Genomic DNA, 19,651 nt, shown 5'->3' with positions numbered 1-19,651 from the left:
AAAACGTCAGACTTCGATCGGGGGGTGTAGCCGTTCGATGGTGTATTGCCGGTTGCGCCTGGCGGCCCACGAGCTGCCAGCCAGAGCTGCGGCCAGCAACCCGACCAGCACCGCGATCGCCACCCACAGCCGCGAGTCGATCCCACCCACCGTCAACTGACGCAATCCGTTGACGGCATAGGTCATCGGATCGAAGGGGTGGATCCACTGGAACGGGGTGGCGGTGGTCTCCACCGGATAGATACCGCCGGCCGACACCAGCTGCAACATCAGGAACGCCAGGGTGATCACCCGGCCCACGGCCACCCCGAACAGGGCGTTGAACGCCTGGATGATCGCCAGGAACGTTCCGGCGATCAAGATCAGGAACGCCACCGTCGCCAACGGATACTTGGCGTGCAGGCCGACCCCGAAGTGCACCACCACATACATCACCACCACCTGACAGACCGCGATCAGCAGCGCGGGCCAGTAGGAGGCGAGCACCACCCGCAGCGCACCCAGACCGTTGACAATCGGACGGGACTGCAACGGCGTCAACAACATCCAGATGATCAGCGCCCCGATGAACAGGGCCAGCGGCAGGAAGAACGGAGCAAAGCCGGTACCGAAGGTCGCGGCCTCGTTGTGGTAAACCATGTCGAGTGCCACCGGGGCGGTCAGCGTACGTGCGACATCGGTGCGCTGCTGCGGTGTCCACGACGGAACCTGGGTGGAGCCCTCTTTGAGTTTGGTGGCCAGTTCCTGCCCACCCGCCTGTAGCTTCTTGGTGCCGTCGGCCAATTCCTGGGCGCCACCGGCCAGCCGCTCACTGCCGCTGCTGAGCTGCACCAGTCCCTGCGACAGCTGGTGGGCACCGGTGTTGAGCTGATCCACGCCGTCGCGAAGCTTGGCGACATCGCTGCGCAGACCACCGTTCAATGCGGATGTCAGGAACGTCCGCAGCTGGCTGTTCGGGTCGCCGAGCTCGTTCTCCAGCGAGGTGGCGCTGTCACGCAGCCGGACCAGCCCGGCATCGGTGGTCGGGTCGATTCCCTGGGCATTGAGCAATCCCTGCGCCCCGGCCAGGAACCGGCCGAGGTCACGCAACGTCGGGTCGGGGTTGCTGCTCAACATGCCGACGGCCTGGTTGACGATGGCCGCCGCCTGCGCCTGGTCGACGTTGAGCGCGGCGATGCGGTCGGTGGTCGAACGCACCGCGCCGCTGAGGTGCTGGGCGGCCCGGCCCACCTTGTCCGGATCGAGCTGCAGGTCTCCCACCCGGTCGAGCACCGTCAGCAACGGGTCGACGGCCTTGTCCACCGAGGTCGCCAATTGCTGGGTGCCTGCCGCCAACTGGGCGGAACCGGTGCGCGCGGTCGCCAACCCGGCCGACAGGGCGTCGGCCCCGGTTGCCAACTGCTGGGCACCGTCATTGGCGGTGTCCAGCCCCGCAGCCAGCTGACCGGCGCCGTCGGCGGCCTGGATCAGCCCGGCACCCGCGTCGGTCAGTCCGGTCAGGACGGTGCCGACGGTCTGCTCGCCGATCTTCGCGTTGACCTCGTTGAGCACCTCCCGCGCCGCGTTCTGACCGATGATCGAGCCCAGGTAGTTGTTGGCGTCGTTGAAGGTGAACTGGATCTTGGCCTGCTGCGGATCCCCGCCCGAAGGCGAGGCGATGTTCTGGCTGAAGTCCTGCGGCAAGGTGATCGAGAAGTAGTAGTCACCGCCGGCGACGCCGTCGGCGGCTTCCTGCGCCGACATCTCATGCAGGTCCAGCTGTCCGGAGGCCTTCAAGGCGGCGGCCACCTCGTCACCGGCACGCAACTGCTTGCCCTGCGCGGAGGCACCTCGATCCTCGTTGACCAGCGCGACGGGAACCTTGTTCACTTCGGCAAACGGGTTCCAGAACGCCCACAGATACATCGCGCCGTACAGCAGCGGCATCAAGATGATGGTGATCAACGCGATGCGAGGCAGCAGACCGCGGGAGTACTTCTTCAGATCGGTGCCCAGCGACATCCCGGCCAACATGACTAGTTGCCCTCCCCTTCTGATGCGTGCCCTTGAGACACGAGTTCGGCTCGGGAGGTGTTGGCCACCTCGATCTCGGCACGGATCTCATGTCCCGTGACGTGGTTGACGGTCGCGGTGACAACGGTCTGTTCGCGACCCAGGGCTACCAGTCGGTCCATCAGGATGGCGCGGCTGCGGTCGCTGGTGACCTGGTCGAGGTTGCCGACCACCAGCAGCGGCGGCCGCGTGGTGTTGGCCAGGGCGATGCGTAACAGCAGCCCGTCGAGTTCGGTGAGCTCTTCGACGTACTCGGTCAGCGGCGGCAGCGGCAGGTCACCGAACACCGGGCCGCAGATGCGGCGCAGGTCGGCCTCGTCGGCGCGACGGACCAGCCGGTACCAGGCCGCATCCCAGCGCAGTTGCTCGGTGAGCAGGTCGCGCACGGTGACCGACTCGGCCACCGTGTCGAGCTGGTCGATCCCGGCCAGCGCGGAGATCCCGAAGATGTCCCGGGCCTTGTGGCGGCCGAAGACCGTCAGTTCGCCGGCCACCGGCGCCATCCGCCCGGCCAGCGTCATCAGCAACGCTGTCCTGCCGGTGCCCGCCGGACACCGCAGCACGGTGACACCGCCGCCGTCGATGTCGAGGTCGATAGGTCCGTAGACCGGCCCCCACGGGCCGCTCATGCGGATACCGCGCGCGGTCACGACAGGTTCTGCCGGGTCTTCCCCCCGAACGGATTCGTCTTGCACCCACCAATCCCAACACACCCGGCGGCGCGAGCACCGCTACACCGCTGGTGTCACACCGGCGGGCCGGCCGGCCGATCGAGAATCAGCAGCGCAACATGCAGCGATGTCCGTGACTCCGCATCGTCCAATTCGACACCCAGAAGCCGCTGCAACTGGTCGAGCCGGCTGTAGAGCGTGGGCCGAGACAAGTGCAACCGCTTGGCGACGTCGGACTTGTTGCCACCGCATTCCAGATACACCCGCAACAGTTCGAAGGCGGCGGCACCCGGCGCTCCGCGGGCCGCCCGGTGCTCGAGGACGCCCCGCAGTTCGGTCTCGGCGAAGGCTTGCACCCGAGAGTCCCTGCGGAGCAGGGCGATGAGTCCACGCAGCCGGACGTCCGCGGCGCGGTAGAAGTGACGGTCGGGGTCGACGGGCATGCCGGCGGCCACTTCGGCCACGTACACCGATTCGGCCAGCCCGTCGGCGGCCTCGATCAGGAGGCTGGATTCCGGCCCCACGCCGATGAAGCACTCGGTGATGCCGTCGACCCTGGTCACTGCGCGCCACACGTTTCGGCAGATGTGGGCCATCTGCTGGTCCGGCTGGTTGCTGCGCTTGGGCGCCAGCACCAGATCGATCTGGCCGTCTTCACGACTGGACGTCAGCACGGTGTGGCCGTCGGCGCGGATCGCGTGGACAACGGCGTCCAGGGTGCTGGCCCGGCGCTGCTGGATGAGCACCTGGTCGGTGGCGCGGTTCTCCTGGGGTCGGACCGTCACCGGGATGTAGGTCAGCGCCGGGCGCAGTCCGAGGGCGTGCGCCCGGGAGGTGGCCTCGGCTTCGTCGTTGACCCGGTGGTGGCGCAGATCGTCGACGAGCCCGCTCTGGGCACGCAGCTCCAGGGAGGTGCGGCCCTGTTCGGCCATGTGGTGCAGCGCCAACGCCTGCGCCGCACGTTCGACCGTCATGGCCGACCGCGAATCGGAGGTCACGATGCGGGGTGCGATCAGCCGGCCCCACCCCTGCCGGTACGGACCCACCGACCGGATCAGCCAGCCGCCTGCGGTGTCCGCCAGCCGCGACCGGCGGTCCCAGTCCTCGAGGAGGTCGGCGGTGCGCACACCGCGGGCGGCAAACGCCAGCACCTGACGGTTCAGGTCCTCCAGCACCACCGGGGTATCGAGCATGTCCGCGGTGGCCGCGACGATGTCGTCGACGGTGGCCCGGCGCATGCTCAGCGCGGTGAAGGCTTCATGGACACGACGGGCGTAATCCACCTCGGCATACTGCTCGGCGACGATCCGGCGATGCACCTCCTCGGTGATCTCGACGAAGCGGACCTCATGATGCAGGGCGATCAGCGGGAGCGGCAGCTCGTCGCGCCGCTCCAGCACGCTGGCCGGGATCTCTCGGACATGCCCGCCGAGTTCGACGATGACGGCCACCGCCCCGGCCGCGGCCAGCTTCGGAAGATAGTCGTCACGGGTGTCCGGGTCTGCCAGCGCATGCCCGGTGGTCAGGACCAGTTCGCCGCCTTCCAGGAGATTGGACAGGTCGGCGACGTCGGCGACGTGCACCCAGCGCACCGGTCGGTCCAGGGCCGCGGGTAGAGCCGCACCGCCGACGATCTCTGGAGCTCCGGCTTGGAGTACCGGCAGCTCGAGGATCTGCCTGATTGTCAGCTGCATTTACACAGCGTAAAGAAGAGCGGGGGTTCATGTACAAGCTGTCGAGCGAAAGCTCTTGCCGATACCCGCACGATTGGTGGTGAACTCCCCCACCCCAGACGGAAGGACAGCTGTGACAGCGACACTCCCCGGCAGCAAAGTAACCACGATCGGCCATTGGGTCGACGGCAAGAGCTTTGCCGGCAGCAGCGACCGCACCGCACCCGTGACCAATCCCGCCACCGGCGTGGTGACCGGTGAGGTCGCGCTGGCCAGCGTCGAAGATGCCCGCGCCGTCATCGACGCCGCCGCAGCCGCCTTCCCGGCATGGCGGGACACCTCGCTGGCCAAGCGGGTCGGGGTGCTCTTCAAGTTTCGTGAGCTGCTCAACGAGCGCAAGGAAGAACTTGCCGCGATCATCACCAGCGAACACGGCAAGGTGCTCTCCGATGCACTCGGCGAAGTCACCCGCGGCCAGGAAGTCGTCGAGTTCGCCTGTGGCATTCCGCATCTGCTCAAGGGTGGGATGACCGAGAACGCCTCGACCAACGTCGATGTGGCCTCCATCCGCCAGCCACTCGGTGTGGTCGGCGTCATCTCCCCGTTCAACTTCCCGGCCATGGTGCCGATGTGGTTCTTCCCCGTCGCCATCGCCACCGGCAACACCGTTGTCCTCAAGCCGTCGGAGAAAGACCCGACCGCAGCCCTGTGGATCGCCGCACTCTGGACCGAAGCCGGCCTGCCCGCCGGCGTGTTCAACGTGCTGCAGGGTGACAAGGTCGCCGTCGACGAGCTGCTCACCAACAAGAAGGTCAAGTCGATCAGCTTCGTCGGTTCGACTCCGATCGCCGAGTACGTCTACGCCACCGGCACCGCACACGGGAAGCGCGTCCAGGCCCTCGGCGGCGCCAAGAACCACGCGGTGATCCTGCCCGACGCCGACCTGGATCTGGCCGCCGACGCCATGATCAACGCCGGCTTCGGCTCCGCCGGGGAACGCTGTATGGCCATCTCCGCGGCCGTGGCCGTCGGCCCCATCGCCGACGAGCTGGTCGCCAAGATCGCCGAGCGTGCGCACACCCTCAAGACCGGTGACGGCACCAAGGATTCGGACATGGGTCCGCTGGTCACCAAGGCTCACCGGGACAAGGTGGCCTCCTACGTCGATGCCGGCGAAGCCGCCGGAGCCACCATCGTGGTCGACGGACGCAACCCGGCGGTCGACGGCGCTGCCGACGGCTTCTGGCTGGGCCCGACCCTGATCGACAACGTGACACCGGAGATGAGCGTCTACACCGACGAGATCTTCGGCCCCGTCCTCAGCGTGGTCCGGGTGAACACCTACGACGAGGCACTCGAGCTCATCAACAACAACCCCTACGGCAACGGCACCGCCATCTTCACCAACGACGGCGGCGCGGCGCGGCGGTTCCAGAACGAGGTCGAGGTCGGCATGATCGGCATCAACGTGCCGATTCCGGTGCCCACCGCGTACTACAGCTTCGGCGGCTGGAAGGCCTCGCTGTTCGGCGACACCCACGCCCACGGCACCGAGGGCGTGCACTTCTTCACCCGCGGCAAGGTTGTCACCACCCGCTGGCTCGACCCGAGCCACGGCGGCATCAACCTCGGCTTCCCCCAGAACGACTAGGCCGGAACAGATCGAGGAAGATTACAGCCATGACATCCGTTAAGCCCGAACTCCTGCCCTCCGGGCAGGACCTCGACACCGCCATCGCCGAGGGCGCCCACGCCTACGAGCTCGACCGCAAGCACGTCTTCCATTCGTGGTCGGCGCAGGCGCAGATCAAGCCGATGACCATCATCGCCTCCGACGGCCAGTACGTCTGGGACGGCGAAGGCAACAAGCTGCTCGATTTCTCGGGGCAGCTGGTGTTCACCAACATCGGCCATCAGCACCCGAAGGTGGTCGCAGCCATCGCCGAGCAGGCCGCCAAGCTGTGCACCATCGCTCCGCAGCACGTCAACGCGGCCCGCTCGGAAGCCGCCCGGCTGATCGCCGAGCGCACCCCCGGCGACCTGAACCGGGTGTTCTTCACCAACGGCGGCGCCGATGCCGTCGAGCACGCGGTCCGGATGGCGCGGCTGCACACCGGCCGCTACAAGGTGCTCTCGCGGTACCGGTCCTACCACGGTGGCACCGACACCGCGGTCAACCTGACCGGCGACCCGCGGCGCTACCCGAACGACTACGCCAGCAGCGGCGTCGTGCACTTCAACGGGCCGTTCCTGTACCGCTCGTCGTTCTACGCCGAGAACGAGCAGCAGGAGTCCGAGCGGGCGCTGGAGTACCTGGAGCGGCTCATCCAGCACGAGGGGGCCACGTCGTTCGCGGCGATCATCCTCGAGTCGGTGCCGGGTACCGCGGGCATCATGGTGCCCCCGCCGGGCTACATGGCCGGTGTCCGGGAGATCTGCGACAAGTACGGCATCGTGTTCATCGCCGACGAGGTGATGGCCGGTTTCGGCCGGACCGGCGAATGGTTTGCCATCGAAAACTTCGATGTGACGCCGGATCTGATGACCTTCGCCAAGGGTGTCACCTCCGGGTACGTGCCGCTGGGCGGTGTGGCGATCAGCGAGAAGATCGCCGCGACGTTCGCCGACCGGGCCTACCCGGGCGGGTTGACCTACTCGGGTCATCCGCTGGCCTGCGCCGCCGCCGTCGCCACCATCAACACGATGGAGGACGAGAAGATGGTGGCCAACGCCAAGCGGATCGGCGAGCAGGTGCTCGGCCCCGGCTTGCGTGAGCTGGCCGCCAAGCATCGGTCCGTCGGCGAGGTCCGCGGACTCGGGGTGTTCTGGGCGATCGAACTGGTGGCCAATCAGGCGACCCGTGAACCGCTGGCACCCTACGGCGGCTCCAGCCCCGCAATGACCGCGGCGATCGGCGCGTGCAAGGCCAATGGCCTGCTGCCGTTTGCCAACTTCAACCGGATCCACGCGGTGCCGTCGTGCAACATCAGCGACGCCGAGGTGGCCGAGGGGCTGCGTGCCCTCGACGCCGCCCTGACCGCCGCCGACGAGCACACCGTTTAGTTCCATTTCCGATATCGGCCGTCCGAGCTCGTGCTCGGGCGGCCGATATTGTTTTCCGAAGACCTGGAACCGGTTTCAGTCCGCGGAGTCGACACGCACATCGGAGTGGATTCTCACCATGGAGTCGAACTCGCCGACAAACAGCGGCGGGTAGACCCCGAGACCGGCGTGGGTGATCCATTCCGCCGCGGCATCGGGATGCTCGATCCACCGGCGGGCGCTGTCCTCGTCTTCGATCTCCTGCAGGATCAACACCTCCTCGGCCTCGTCGACGGCACGGAACACCCAGACCTTCTTCATCCCGGCGGAGGCGAATCGGTCCCGGGCCAGCCGCAATCGGCCGACCAGCGCAGCGATATCGGCAACGGTGACAATCGCCGCAACCACGGCTCCCGGCGGCGTCGCCGGTTCGGCAGGTTCGGTCATGTCGATACGTTCGACGATCTCGCCGGCAAACACCGCCGGGATGTCCTCGACACCCGCGGCGTCGAACCAGTCGAAGAAGACCGGGGAGCGCATGAGATCGACGACGGGCTCCCGACTGTGCAGGCCGATCATCACCAGCACCCGGCCCTGATCCTGCGTGGAGCGGTAAACCAGGACGTGATGGGCGCCCAACACGGCAAGAGCGCTCCGCCGCCCTGCCAACAGCGGACCGACCTGCGACGGGTCGGGCACCCGGTAGTCCGAGGCGATGACCAGCGAATGGTCCCCAGTCCACGAAGTCAGTTCGGTCTCGGTCACACCCATATCGTCCTCTCACGACCCACAGAGCATGGTCGACCTCGCCGGATTCAGGGCGCCGAATCCAGGGCACCGGATTCGCGATGCCGGATTCACGATGCCGGATTCACGATGGCGGCCAGCGGGTAGAAAAACACCCATGCCCACTGTTGACGTGTCTGTCGCCTCCGACCAGTCACCCGAAGAGGCCTGGGCGCTGGCCTCCGATCTCGGCCGATTCGACGAGTGGATGACCATTTTCGGCGGCTGGAAAAGTGAACTGCCCGCCGAGGTGACACTCGGCACCCAGGTGTCGTCGGTGATCAAGGTCAAGGGATTTCGCAACGTGATCCACTGGAAGGTCACGAGTTTCGAGCTGTTCAAACGCCTGGAGCTGCATGGTTCCGGCCGGGGTGGGGTGCACATCAGACTGGACATGACGATCACCGACAACCGGCCCGGATCGACCTTCCACCTGGTGGCAGACCTGTCCGGCGGCCTGCTCAACGGACCGGTCGGATCGCTGGTCGCGAAGATGCTGACCTCCGATGTACGTCGTTCCGTGGAGAATCTCGCGTCGCTTCGGCCGGTCTGACAGTCAGCCAGGTGCACACAGGGTGTTCGATCAGCCGATATCGTGTAACTCACGAACCGACGTGCCGAGCCTCGCGCACACGCTCGTGATCCCGCCGCACCGACGTCACAGACGGTGAGACGACCCCCAGATTGCTGACTCTGAACGTGAGATGACAGGTGCGCACCGAATTCCACCACCGACTCGATGAGCTCGCCGCCGACCTGGCCCGCATGTGCGCGCAGGCCGGTGACGCGATCGAAAACGCCACCCGGGCGTTGCTCCAGGCAGATCTGGAAGCCGCCGAAGGGGTACTCACCCAGCTCAGTGACTCAACCACTTTGAACAAGCAGGTCGAACACGACGCGTTTCAGCTGCTTGCCCTGCAAGCGCCCGTCGCCGCCGACCTGCGCGCGGTTGTGGGCGCCCTCCAGACCGCTGCCGACGCCGACCGGATGACCGGGCTGGCCGCACACGTCGCCAGAATCGTGCGGCGACGCCATCCCGCCCAGGTATTGCCGGAAGAGGTGCAAGGGCACTTCACCGAGATGGGTCTGGTCGCAGTGGCCATGGCACGCAGCGCCCAGGAAGTGGTGCTGTCCGGCGACGTGGCCCAGGCCACCCAGATCCTGCGGGACGACGAGACCATGAACGGTCTGCACCGCCATCTCTTCACCATCGTGATGGGCGCCGACTGGCGGCACGGTGTTTCGTCCGCAGTCGACCTGGTGCTGCTGGGCCGCTTCTACGAGCGATTTGCCGATCACGCCGTCGCGATCGCTCGTCGGGTCGTCTTCCAGATCACCGGTTCCAAACTCTCCGACGAGGGCACCGAAGCCATCGACTGAGCGTCGCACTCTTGACGGTGCTGTGGAGAATCGGCGAAGGAGGATCCGAAACGACGCGCGAATGGGGTCGGACTCGGCGTCCCCATCGACAGGTGTGGTGGTAGCGGTGACGCGGCCTGAGCCTGCCGAGCGACTGCCATCGGCCCGGGTCGGCAGCTTCACCTACGTGTTCGCCACCGGACTGTTCGAGTGGTCGGCGGAAGTCGCCGCGATGCACGGGTACCCGCCCGAGCCGATGACGGCCGACCCCGATCTGGTGCTGTCCCACAAACACCACGAAGACCGCAGCCGCGTCCAGGAGCTGTACCGCGAAGTGCTGGAGACCCGGGTGGCCCTGTCCAGCCGGCACCGCATCGTGGATCGCGCCGGTGAAGTGCACCGCGTTGTGGTGATCAGCAAGAACCGGCTCGACGAGCAGCGGAACAGTGTCGGACTCGACGGCTTCTATGTCGACTTGTCGGACGTGCTCGATCCCCGGCCTTTCACCGATGCGGTCGACCAGGCTGTGGATATCGCGGTGGCAGAGTTCACCGCTCACCGCGCGATCATCGAACAGGCCAAGGGGATGGTGATGCTGGCGTACAGCATCCCGGCCGACCGGGCGTTCGACGTCCTGAAGTGGCGTTCCCAGCAGTCCAACACCAAAATTCGGACGTTTGTGCATGCAGCTCGTCGAACGCGCCGCCGACGAACTGGTGTTCACCGATGACAACCGGGCGCGTTTTGACCAGATCTTGCTCAGCACACCACTATCCGACGACATCTGAGCCACCGGCCCTGGTCGTCGCCGTGGCGGTGGACTCCCTGACGATGAGCTCCGGATCGAACACCACGTGCTCGGGGCAGCGATCTGACGGATCCAGCGGGGTTGCGGCGGCCCGGATCAGCAGATCGATCGCCGTCGACCCGATTCGCGCGGTGGGCTGACGGATCGAGCTCAACGGAACCACCGCCGAGCGCGCAAAATCGATGTCGTCGTAGCCGATCAACGCCATATCGTGGGGCACCCGCAGGCCGCCGACCAGGGTCAACGCCTGCAGCACGCCGATCGCCAGCAGATCGTTGGCGCAGAACACCCCGTCCGGGCGGTCTCCGACGGGCCGACCGCGCAGCATCTCCCCCACCGCCCGGCCCTCCAGAACGGTCAGCGCCGGTGTGTCGATCACCTCGAGCCGACCACCGGGTATCGCCTCGACCGCCAGCCCCGCACCGGTCCGCCGGTCCCGCACCTGCCGCAGCTCAGCCGGACCCCCCACAAAAGCGATTCTGCGGCAACCGATCTCGCCGAGATGACGCACGGCCAGCCGCGCCCCGGCGATATCGTCGACGGCCACCGAATCGAAGGTGGTGCCGCCGCCGTCGCGGTCCACCAGCACCACCGGCGTCCCGCGATGCTGCAGTGCGGCCAACCTGCTCAGGTCGTCGCCGACCGGCGACACCAACAACCCGAAAACCCGCTGCTCATCGAAGGTGTCGATGTAGGTGCGTTCCCGGCGCGGGTCGTCGTCGGAGGTGCCGAGCAGAATCGTGAGATCGAGTTCGCCGGCGCGGCGTTCCGCGGCCCGTGCGATATCGGTGAAGAACGGGTTGCCGACATCCAGCACCACCAGCCCCACACTGCGGGACCGCCCGGCACGAAGCTGCCTGGCGGCATCATTGCGAACAAAACCGAGTTTCTCGATCGCCGCCTGGACCCGGGCCACCGTCGCGGGCGCGACCTTCTCCGGCGCGTTGAGCACGTTGGACACCGTGCCGACCGACACCGATGCAGCGGCCGCCACCTCTCGCATGCTCACCACGAGATCATCGCACCAGATCGCCGCACCCCGGGGCTCACCGAACCGGTACTGCCCGAGGTTCGTAGCGGCGCACCGGGAACCGGTCGGCCACCAGTGCCCGCAAGGTGTCGAGGTCACCGGTGAGCAGTCCCCGCGCTCGCGCGGTGAGCAGGACGTTACCCAGCGCAGTCGCCTCCACCGGGCCGGCCAACAGGGGCATCCCGAGCCGGTCCGCGGTGAGCTGGCACAGCAGTTCGTTCTGCGAGCCGCCACCGACGATGTGCACTTCGGTCACCGCAACGCCGGCGAGTTCCGCTGAGGTCCGCACCGCTGTGGCGAAAGCAGCGGCCAGGCTGTCCACAATGGCGCGCACCACCTCAGCCGGGCTCGCGGGCGCAGGCAGATCATGCTCGTGATACCACGCTGCGATGCGTGCCGGCATGTCGCCCGGCGGCAGGAAACGCGGATCGTCGGTATCGAAAACCATTGCGGTGCCGGGCATGTCCGCAGCCTGCGCCAACAGCTCACCGAGATCGGCGGTCATCCCGTTGCGACCGAACTGGCGCACCGTTTCGCTGAGCAGCCACAATCCCATCACGTTGTGCAGGAATCTGATTCGCCCGTCGGCGCCGACTTCGTTGGTGAAGTTCGCCTGCCGCGCCGCATCGGTGACCACCGGGGAAGCAATCTCCACACCCACCAGACCCCAAGTGCCGCAGGATATGTATGCCGATCTTTCGGAGCGCATCGGGATGGCGGCGACGGCGGAAGCGGTGTCGTGGGAAGCCGCCGAGACCACCTCGGTGCCGAACGGCACTCCGAGCCGGGCGCAAACATCGGACAGCACCGGGCCGCGCACACTGCCGGCCTCCACCAGCTCCGGGAAGAGTGACGACGGGATGCCCAGTCGCCGCATCCCCTCGGTGTCCCAGTCCCCTTGTACGGTGAGCAGTCCCGTGGTGGACACATTGGTGCGTTCGGCAGCCAGGCTGCCGGTGAGCCAATAGTTGATCAGATCCGGGATCAACAGCACGGTGTCCGCCAGGTCCAGCAGCCCGTCGGCTTTCTCCACCGCCAACTGATAGACGGTGTTGAACGGCAGGAACTGCAGCCCGTTTCGGCGGTACAGCTCATCGGGGCCGATCACGGCGTGCACCAGTTCGACACCGGCGGCGGTGCGCTCATCGCGGTAATGGTGCGGCGTCGACAGCAGCCGACCGTCCCGCAGCAAGCCGTAGTCGACGGCCCACGAACAGACACCGATTCCCTGGAGGTCTCCGGTTTCCTGACCCGCAAGGGCGAGCCCGTCACAGACATTGCGATACAGGCCCGCGATGTCCCAGTGCAGGGCCTGACGTCGGCCGTTCCACAACGACACCGGATCGTTGGCGAACCGCGCCACCGACCGCATCTCGAGCCGATCGGGACCCACTTCGGCGAGCATCACCCGGCCGCTGGTCGCCCCCAGGTCCACCGCCGCCACCGATCCCGTCATCGCAGGAAGGCGGCCGCCACACCCGCGTCGACCGGCACGTGCAATCCGGTGGTGTGCGAGAAGTCCGATGTACAGAGTGCAAACGCGGCGTTTGCGATGTGCTCGGGCAGCACCTCACGCTTGAGCAAGGTGCGCTGCGCATAGAACTGCCCGAGTTCTTCTTCCGGAACCCCATATACCGCAGCACGTTTGGCACCCCAGCCGCCGGCGAAGATACCCGAGCCGCGGACCACCCCGTCGGGGTTTATCCCGTTGACCTTGATGCCGTGCTCGCCCAGCTCCGCGGCCAGCAGCCGAACCTGATGCGCCTGGTCGGCTTTGGTCGCCGAGTAGGCAATGTTGTTGGGCCCGGCGAACACCGAGTTCTTCGACGAGATGTAGATGATGTCGCCGCCGAGCTTCTGATCGATCAACGCGCGCGCTGCGGCGCGCGACACCAGGAACGAACCGCGGGCCATCACGTTGTGCTGCAGATCCCAATCGGCCGCCGTCGTCTCCAGCAGCGACTTCGACAGCGACAAGCCGGCGTTGTTGACCACGATGTCGATCCCGCCGAAGGCCAGGACGCAGGCATCGACGGCGGCCTGCACCGCATCCTCGTCGGTCACATCTGCGGCGATCCCGATCGCGATGTCCGAATTGCCGATCTCTGCTGCGGCGGCTGCTGCCTTGCCGGCATCGAGATCCGCGATCACCACACAGGCCCCCTCGGCGGCCAGGCGGGTGGCGATGGCCCGGCCGATCCCGGAGGCCGCACCGGTGACCAGCGCGATGCGGGTGGCCAGGGGTTTGGGTGCGGGCATCCGCTGGAGTTTGGCCTCTTCCAGAGCCCAGTACTCGATGCGGAACTTCTCGGATTCGTCGATCGGGGCGTAGGTGGAGACGGCCTCGGCCCCGCGCATCACGTTGATGGCGTTGAGGTAGAACTCACCGGCCACCCGCGCGGTCTGCTTGTCCTTGCCGTAGCTGAACATGCCCACACCGGGGATCAGTACGATCGCCGGGTCGGCACCCCGGATGGCCGGGCTCTGCGCATCAGCGTGCCGGTCGTAGTAGGCCTGGTAGTCGGCGCGGTAGTCCTCATGCAGCGCCAACAGCCGCTCCCGGCAGGCATCGATCGACGCGTCCGCCGGCAGATCGAGCAGCATCGGCTTGACCTTGGTGCGCAGGAAGTGGTCGGGACAGCTGGTACCCAGCGCCGCCAGCCGCGGATGTTCGCTTCCGGCAAGGAATTCCAGCACCCGAGGATCGTCATTGAAGTGTCCGACCTGGGCCCTGTCGGTGGATGCCAGGCCACGGATGAACGGGGCCAATTCGGCGGCCTTGGTGCGCCGCTGCTCATCGGGCAGTGCCGCGTATCCGTCGAGCGGCGCACCGAACGGTTGCGGCCGGCCATGGGCATCGAGGTAGCGCTGTGCACTCTCGATGATCTCCAGCGAGTGCGCCTCGGCCTCGGCGGAGGTGTCACCCCAGGCGGTGATGCCGTGCCCACCGAGGATGGTGCCGATGGCCTGTGGGTTGCGCGCCTTGATCTCGGAGATGTCGAGCCCGAGCTGGAATCCGGGGCGACGCCACGGAACCCACACCACCCGATCGCCGAAGATCTGTTTGGTCAGCTCTTCCCCATCGGCGGCTGCGGCGATCGCGATACCGGAGTCGGGATGCAGGTGGTCGACATGCGCAGCGTCCACGAGGCCGTGCATCGCGGTGTCGATCGACGGCGCCGCGCCGCCCTTGCCGTGCATGCAGTAGTCGAACGCGGCCACCATCTCGTCTTCACGGTCGACCCCGGGATACACCTTGGCCAGCGCCCGCATCCGGTCCAGCCGCAGCACGGCGAGGCCCTTCTCGGTCAGGGTGCCCAGGTCGCCGCCGGATCCCTTGACCCACATCAATTCCACCGGCTCACCGGTGACCGGGTCGGTCTCGGTGCCTTTTGCCGAGGTGTTGCCGCCGGCGTAGTTGGTGTTCTTCGGGTCCGCCCCCAACCGATTGGACCGGTTGATCAGCTCGGTGACGGTCTGGTTGCTCATTGGCGGTCAGGCTCCCCACGATGATTGGGTTCCGCCGACACGCTCGGTGTCGATGGAATTCTGGTATCCGGATTCGGCAAACGCCGCCATCGGGTCGGCGGGTAGCCCACGTTCGGTGCGCCACTGCGCCAAGGCGGGCCGGACATCGGTGTAGAACGCGTCCATGAAAACGCCGTTGGCGCCGAGCACGTCACCGGCGTCCTGAGCGGCGGTCAGCGCCGCGGTGTCCACCAGCAGGGCGCGCGCGGTCATTTCCTGGACGTTGAGGACCGAGCGGATCTGGCCGCCGATCTTGGCTTCGACGTTGTGGCACTGGTCGAGCATCAGCGCCAGGTCGCTACCGGCATCGAGCCCACCACCGCGGATCACCTCGAACAGGATGCGGAACAGCTGGAACGGATCGGCGGCCCCGACGATCAGGTCGTCATCGGCGTAGAACCGGGAGTTGAAGTCGAAGGAACCGAGCTTACCCAGCCGCAGCAGTTGGGCGACGATGAACTCGATATTGGTCCCCGGGGCGTGATGGCCGGTGTCCAGGCACACCTTGGCGCGCTCCCCCAATGCGCTGACCTGCACGTAGGACGTGCCCCAGTCCGGGACGTCGGTCATGTACATCGCCGGTTCGAAGAACTTGTATTCCAACACCATTCGCTGGCCATCGCCGACGTGCCGGTAGATTGCCGCCAGCGATTCGGCGAGCCGGTCCTGGCGGGCGCGGATATCGCCCTGCCCCGGGTAGTTGGTGCCGTCGGCCAACCAGATCTTGAGATCCCGCGATCCGGTGCGATTCATGATCTCCAGGCACGCCAGGTGGTGATCGATGGCCTTCTGTCGCACCGTCTTGTCGGTGTGGGTCAGGCTGCCGAACTTGTAATCCTCATCCTGAAATGTGTTGGAGTTGATGGTGCCCAGGGCCACCCCCTGGCTGCGCGCGTACTCCGCCAGCGCCCCGTAGTCGTCCACCTGGTCCCACGGGATGTGCAGCGCGACCACCGGCGCCAGTCCGGTGAAACGGTGCACGGTGGCGGCGTCGTTGATCTTCTCTTCGACGGTCCGCGCCGTGCCGGGGGCGCCGAAAACCTTGAATCGGGTCCCGGAGTTGCCGAAGGCCCAGGTCGGCAGTTCGATCGCCAAGTTGTCGAACAGCTCACCGCTGAACGTGTCCGGGCTCAACTCGAACCACCGCCTTTCCGGGCGCCACAGATTGATCGACTCGCGCGCATCTCCAGCCCTGCCTGGTGGTGATTCCGCCGTCGGAGGCTTCCCGAATTGAAACGTTTCAAAGAGTGCGTGTTGCCACTTTAGGACGCCGGTTTCGATCCCGTCAAGGGACTGTCGACGGCACGAACAGTGCCGCAGGAGCCACCCCTGCCACTAGAGAGAAAGAGAGGTTCGGGTCGCTTTCTCCGCAAACGCCCACACCCGGGCGGCATCGTCGTAGTCACAGGCGGCAGCGGAACGACCGATCAGCACCGGGCCACCGCGCAGCCCCATGAACCCGTCGACACCGACGTAACTCCCCGGCGGAATGGGTTCACTGATGCAATACAGCGTCGGCGCCGCACCCTGGTCGATGTCATTGGCCAGCCGATCCCCGGCAGCCTTCACACCACGGTGGACGAACTGCATCAGTCGGGTGTCGGAAACGTTGGAGATGTTCGAGGACACCCAACCCGGATCGGTGAGCCGGCTACTCACCGGCGAGCCCGCGGCGCGCAGCCGCCGGTCCAGCTCCAGCCCCCACAACATCACCGCCAATTTGGAATGCGCGTAGGACCCCATCGGCGACCACTTCCCGGACCGCAGATGCATATCGTCTGGTCGCAGGGTCGCCCGTTTGTGAGCTTCGGAGCCCACGGTGATGATCTGCGAACGGATCCGGCCGGACAGCAGATTGGTCAGCGCAAACGGGCCCAGCAGATTGGTGGCCAATGTCTTCTCGAACCCGTCGGCGGTCTCGGCGCGGTGCTGGGTGAGCGCGCCGGCGTTGTTGATCAGGATGTCGACATCACCGTCGAGCCGGTCCGGGAAGGCCCGCACCGACGACAGGTCGGCCAGATCGACCTCCAGCACCTCCGTCGACCCACCGATCTCGGCCGCCCGCTGCCGCCCCAACGCGGTGTTGCGGACCGCCAGGATCGTGTGCGCTCCCGCACCGGCCAGCGTCCGCGCCGTCGCCAGCCCTACACCGTTGGTCGCGCCCGTTACGATGACGCGCTTACCTGTCAGACTGCCGAGCCGGCTCGGCGACCATCGATCTGTCACGTTGCCAGGCTAGCGAGCGACCAAGAACACCCGGCCGGGACGGCTCGGCGTGCTTGGGACAACCCCGGTGATCTGAAAGAATTCCGGCACTATGCGAGTCGACGGGCGAGAGATCGCCATTTCGGGCAGCTTGCTGCAACCGTTGACCCGACGTACCAATGACATCATCCGGTTTGCGGTCGCGGCCGCATTCCTGATTTTTGTGGTGACCAGCTCGTTGATCACCCGCAACGAGTGGGAAGCGCTGGAGAAGTCGATCTCCGAGATCGTCGGCGTGCTCACCCCGACGCAATCCAACCTGGTGTACCTGGCCTACGGCGTCGCCATCCTGGCGCTGCCGTTCATCATCCTGCTCGGGCTGGTGGTGGGGCGGGAGTGGAAGCTGCTCGGCGCCTATGCCGCCGCCGGGGTGATGGCCCTACTGGCCCTGTCCATCACCGGTAACGGCGTGGCCGCACCCCGATGGCATTTCGACCTGTCCGACCGGCTCGACACCCTGCTGTCGCAATTCCTCGACGACCCCCGCTGGATCGCGATGCTGGCCGCGGTACTCACCGTGTCGGGCCCGTCGCTACCCGCGCGGTGGCGACGCTGGTGGTGGACGCTGCTGCTGGCCTTCGTCCCGATCCACCTCGTGGTCAGCGCCGTCGTACCGGCACGGTCACTGCTCGGGCTGGCCGTCGGATGGTTTGTCGGCGCGCTCACCGTGTTGGTGGTCGGCACCCCGGCGCTCGAGGTGCCGCTCGACGCGGCGGTCCGTGCGCTGGCCCGCCGCGGCATGGCGGTCACCGGTCTCACGGTGCTCCGTCCCGCCGGTGCCGGACCGCTGGTGCTGTCGGCCTTCGGACCGGAGAGCCCTGCCATCGTCGAGCTGTACGGACCGAATCAGCGCAGCGGCGGCGCGCTGCGTCAGTTCTGGAGTCTGGTGCGGTTACGCAACCGGGAGACCGCCCCGCTGCACGCGTCGATGCGCCGGGCGGTCGAACACCGTGCGCTGATGGGGATCGCGATCGGTGATGTCGGCGTGGCCAACACGACGACGGTGGCCGTGGCCGACCTGGACCGCGGTTGGACCTTGTACGCGCACACCCCGGCACGCGGAACACCCATCGCCGGATGCACCGGTGAGATGGCGGCGGCCAGCGCGTGGGCGTCCCTGAAAGTGCTGCACGAACATCAGATCGCACACGGCGACCTGAGGGCCAGAGAGCTCACCGTCGACGACGGTGTCACGTTGTTCGGCGGGTTCGACAGCTCGGAGTTCGGCGCATCCGATGTGCACCTGCAGTCCGATATCGCTCAGCTCCTGGTGACGACAACACATCTCTACGGTCCATCGCCCGCGGTGGCCGCAGCCATCGACGCCTTCGGCACCGACGCCGTGTTGACCGCCTCCCGTCGGCTGACCAAGGTGGCGATTCCGACCAGACTGCTCAAGGAGGTGCCCGACTCCCGCAAGGTCATGACCAGTGCGCGCGACGAGGTGATGCGCCAGACCGGCGCCGACCAGATCAAGAAGGAGACCATCACCCGGTTCACCCGCAACCAGCTGATCCAGCTGGTGCTGCTGGTGGCGTTGGTCTACGTCGCCTATCCGTTCATCAGCACCGTGCCGGCATTTTTCGACGAGCTCCGCAGCGCCAACTGGTGGTGGGCGGTGGTCGGGCTGGCGATCTCGTCACTGCGCTACACCGGTGCGGCCGCGGCGCTGTGGGCCTCGGCAGCCGGAATGGTCAGCTTCTGGAAGCTGACCATCATGCAGGTCGCCAACACCTTCGCCGCCACCACCACTCCTGCGGGTGTGGGTGGGCTGGCGTTGTCGACGAGATTCCTCCAGAAGAGTGGACTGGGCGCGCTGCGGGCCACCACCGCGGTGGCACTGCAACAGTCGGTGCAGGTGATGACCCACCTGTCACTGCTGGTCGTGTTCAGCCTCGCGGCCGCCGTTCCGGCCGACCTGGCCAAGTTCGTCCCCGATGCCACAGTGCTGTACCTCGTCGGTGGCACGGCGCTGGGCCTGGTGGGGGTGTTCGTCTTCGTGCCGAAGCTGCGCCGCTGGCTCAAGACCGCGGTGCGTCCCAGGCTCAACGAGGTCCTCCAGGATCTCAAAGAGCTGGCCCGCGAACCGAAACGGCTGGCGTTGATCGTACTGGGTTGTGCCACAACCACCCTCGGTTCAGCCCTGGCGCTGTGGGCCAGCATCGAGGCATTCGGCGGTGACGCCACGATCGTCACCGTCACCGTGGTGACGATGGTCGGCGGCACCTTGGCCTCTGCCGCGCCGACCCCCGGTGGCGTCGGCGCGGTCGAGGCGGCGCTGATCGGCGGGCTCGCCGCCTTCGGCGTCCCGGCCGCCGTCGCCGTCCCCGCGGTGCTGCTGTACCGGGTGCTGACCTGCTGGCTGCCGGTGCTCATCGGTTGGCAGGTGATGCGTTATCTCACCAAGGAAGACCTGATCTGACGGCCGCGGCACATC

General features: G+C 66.8%; 15 protein-coding genes. 6 read left to right on the top strand and 9 right to left on the bottom strand.

Features of this window, described 5'->3' with window-relative positions:
* Window positions 1-6: 6 nt before the first annotated feature.
* The 3 genes from WBB07_RS06905 to WBB07_RS06895 form a co-directional block, all read right to left on the bottom strand.
* A complete protein-coding gene (locus WBB07_RS06905) occupies window positions 7-2,013 on the bottom strand; it encodes a YhgE/Pip family protein (protein WP_526306036.1) in 2,007 nt (668 codons plus the stop codon).
* Window positions 2,014-2,015: 2 nt separating this feature from the next.
* Complete coding sequence (locus WBB07_RS06900) at window positions 2,016-2,681, bottom strand: P-loop NTPase family protein (protein ID WP_526306145.1); 666 nt, start codon at window positions 2,679-2,681, stop codon at window positions 2,016-2,018.
* Window positions 2,682-2,797: 116 nt separating this feature from the next.
* On the bottom strand, window positions 2,798-4,417 hold the full coding sequence (locus WBB07_RS06895) for a PucR family transcriptional regulator (protein ID WP_526306034.1): 1,620 nt from the start codon (window positions 4,415-4,417) through the stop codon (window positions 2,798-2,800).
* 112 nt (window positions 4,418-4,529) lie between these two features.
* Between WBB07_RS06895 and WBB07_RS06890 the strand changes: the two genes are divergently transcribed.
* Window positions 4,530-6,047 (top strand): CoA-acylating methylmalonate-semialdehyde dehydrogenase, encoded by a 1,518-nt coding sequence (locus tag WBB07_RS06890; protein ID WP_526306032.1) that lies wholly within the window; start codon window positions 4,530-4,532, stop codon window positions 6,045-6,047.
* A 29-nt stretch (window positions 6,048-6,076) separates the two neighbouring features.
* On the top strand, window positions 6,077-7,459 hold the full coding sequence (locus tag WBB07_RS06885) for an aminotransferase family protein (RefSeq protein ID WP_526306030.1): 1,383 nt from the start codon (window positions 6,077-6,079) through the stop codon (window positions 7,457-7,459).
* 75 nt (window positions 7,460-7,534) lie between these two features.
* Here the strand turns inward: WBB07_RS06885 and WBB07_RS06880 are convergent, their stop codons facing one another.
* Window positions 7,535-8,203, bottom strand: coding sequence for a fatty-acid--CoA ligase (locus tag WBB07_RS06880; protein ID WP_526306028.1), 669 nt, complete (start codon window positions 8,201-8,203; stop codon window positions 7,535-7,537).
* A 139-nt stretch (window positions 8,204-8,342) separates the two neighbouring features.
* Between WBB07_RS06880 and WBB07_RS06875 the strand changes: the two genes are divergently transcribed.
* The 3 genes from WBB07_RS06875 (at window position 8,343) to WBB07_RS06865 (ending at window position 10,313) form a co-directional block, all read left to right on the top strand.
* Complete coding sequence (locus WBB07_RS06875; protein ID WP_526306026.1) at window positions 8,343-8,777, top strand: type II toxin-antitoxin system Rv0910 family toxin; 435 nt, start codon at window positions 8,343-8,345, stop codon at window positions 8,775-8,777.
* A 158-nt stretch (window positions 8,778-8,935) separates the two neighbouring features.
* Window positions 8,936-9,604, top strand: coding sequence for a phosphate signaling complex protein PhoU (gene phoU, locus WBB07_RS06870; protein WP_526306024.1), 669 nt, complete (start codon window positions 8,936-8,938; stop codon window positions 9,602-9,604).
* A 106-nt stretch (window positions 9,605-9,710) separates the two neighbouring features.
* The gene (locus WBB07_RS06865) at window positions 9,711-10,313 is read left to right on the top strand and encodes an ANTAR domain-containing protein (RefSeq protein ID WP_526306022.1); all 603 of its coding nucleotides are present in this window, start codon (window positions 9,711-9,713) and stop codon (window positions 10,311-10,313) included.
* Between the two features lie 40 nt (window positions 10,314-10,353).
* Here the strand turns inward: WBB07_RS06865 and WBB07_RS06860 are convergent, their stop codons facing one another.
* The 5 genes from WBB07_RS06860 to WBB07_RS06840 all read right to left on the bottom strand — a co-directional run bounded on the left by WBB07_RS06860 (window position 10,354) and on the right by WBB07_RS06840 (window position 17,175).
* Window positions 10,354-11,394, bottom strand: a complete 1,041-nt coding sequence (locus WBB07_RS06860; protein ID WP_526306143.1) for a LacI family DNA-binding transcriptional regulator — start codon at window positions 11,392-11,394, stop codon at window positions 10,354-10,356.
* A gap of 43 nt (window positions 11,395-11,437) precedes the next feature.
* Entirely contained in the window at window positions 11,438-12,877 is a 1,440-nt protein-coding gene (locus tag WBB07_RS06855; RefSeq protein WP_526306020.1) for a rhamnulokinase, read from the bottom strand.
* Complete coding sequence (locus WBB07_RS06850) at window positions 12,874-14,910, bottom strand: bifunctional aldolase/short-chain dehydrogenase (protein WP_526306018.1); 2,037 nt, start codon at window positions 14,908-14,910, stop codon at window positions 12,874-12,876. Before WBB07_RS06850 ends, WBB07_RS06855 begins: the two co-directional genes overlap by 4 nt.
* Window positions 14,911-14,916: 6 nt before the next feature.
* Window positions 14,917-16,083 (bottom strand): L-rhamnose isomerase, encoded by a 1,167-nt coding sequence (gene rhaI, locus WBB07_RS06845; RefSeq protein WP_526306016.1) that lies wholly within the window; start codon window positions 16,081-16,083, stop codon window positions 14,917-14,919.
* A 201-nt stretch (window positions 16,084-16,284) separates the two neighbouring features.
* Window positions 16,285-17,175 carry an SDR family NAD(P)-dependent oxidoreductase gene (locus tag WBB07_RS06840; protein WP_526306014.1) on the bottom strand — a complete coding sequence of 297 codons (891 nt, stop codon included), beginning with the start codon at window positions 17,173-17,175 and terminating at the stop codon, window positions 16,285-16,287.
* 91 nt (window positions 17,176-17,266) lie between these two features.
* Here WBB07_RS06840 and WBB07_RS06835 point away from each other — a divergent pair, with 91 nt between their 5' ends.
* Window positions 17,267-19,636: a lysylphosphatidylglycerol synthase transmembrane domain-containing protein gene (locus WBB07_RS06835; protein ID WP_526306012.1), complete on the top strand. Its 2,370-nt coding sequence runs from the start codon at window positions 17,267-17,269 to the stop codon at window positions 19,634-19,636.
* The last annotated feature ends 15 nt before the right edge of the window (window positions 19,637-19,651 follow it).

Source organism: Mycobacterium sp. (assembly GCF_049647605.1).
Classification (GTDB): Bacteria; Actinomycetota; Actinomycetes; order Mycobacteriales; family Mycobacteriaceae; genus Mycobacterium.
The sequence above is the reverse complement of the archived record's forward strand: the minus strand, read 5'-3'. Positions and strand labels throughout refer to the sequence as shown.

Bases quoted from the DNA above. Each gene is read 5' to 3' on its own strand.
- WBB07_RS06905 (WP_526306036.1), bottom strand. From the start codon at position 2,013: ATGTTGGCCGGGATGTCGCTGGGCACCGATCTGAAGAAGTACTCCCGC.
- WBB07_RS06900 (WP_526306145.1), bottom strand. From the start codon at position 2,681: ATGAGCGGCCCGTGGGGGCCGGTCTACGGACCTATCGACCTCGACATC.
- WBB07_RS06895 (WP_526306034.1), bottom strand. From the start codon at position 4,417: ATGCAGCTGACAATCAGGCAGATCCTCGAGCTGCCGGTACTCCAAGCC.
- WBB07_RS06885 (WP_526306030.1), top strand. From the start codon at position 6,077: ATGACATCCGTTAAGCCCGAACTCCTGCCCTCCGGGCAGGACCTCGAC.
- WBB07_RS06875 (WP_526306026.1), top strand. From the start codon at position 8,343: ATGCCCACTGTTGACGTGTCTGTCGCCTCCGACCAGTCACCCGAAGAG.
- WBB07_RS06860 (WP_526306143.1), bottom strand. From the start codon at position 11,394: ATGCGAGAGGTGGCGGCCGCTGCATCGGTGTCGGTCGGCACGGTGTCC.
- WBB07_RS06855 (WP_526306020.1), bottom strand. From the start codon at position 12,877: ATGACGGGATCGGTGGCGGCGGTGGACCTGGGGGCGACCAGCGGCCGG.
- WBB07_RS06850 (WP_526306018.1), bottom strand. From the start codon at position 14,910: ATGAGCAACCAGACCGTCACCGAGCTGATCAACCGGTCCAATCGGTTG.
- WBB07_RS06835 (WP_526306012.1), top strand. From the start codon at position 17,267: ATGCGAGTCGACGGGCGAGAGATCGCCATTTCGGGCAGCTTGCTGCAA.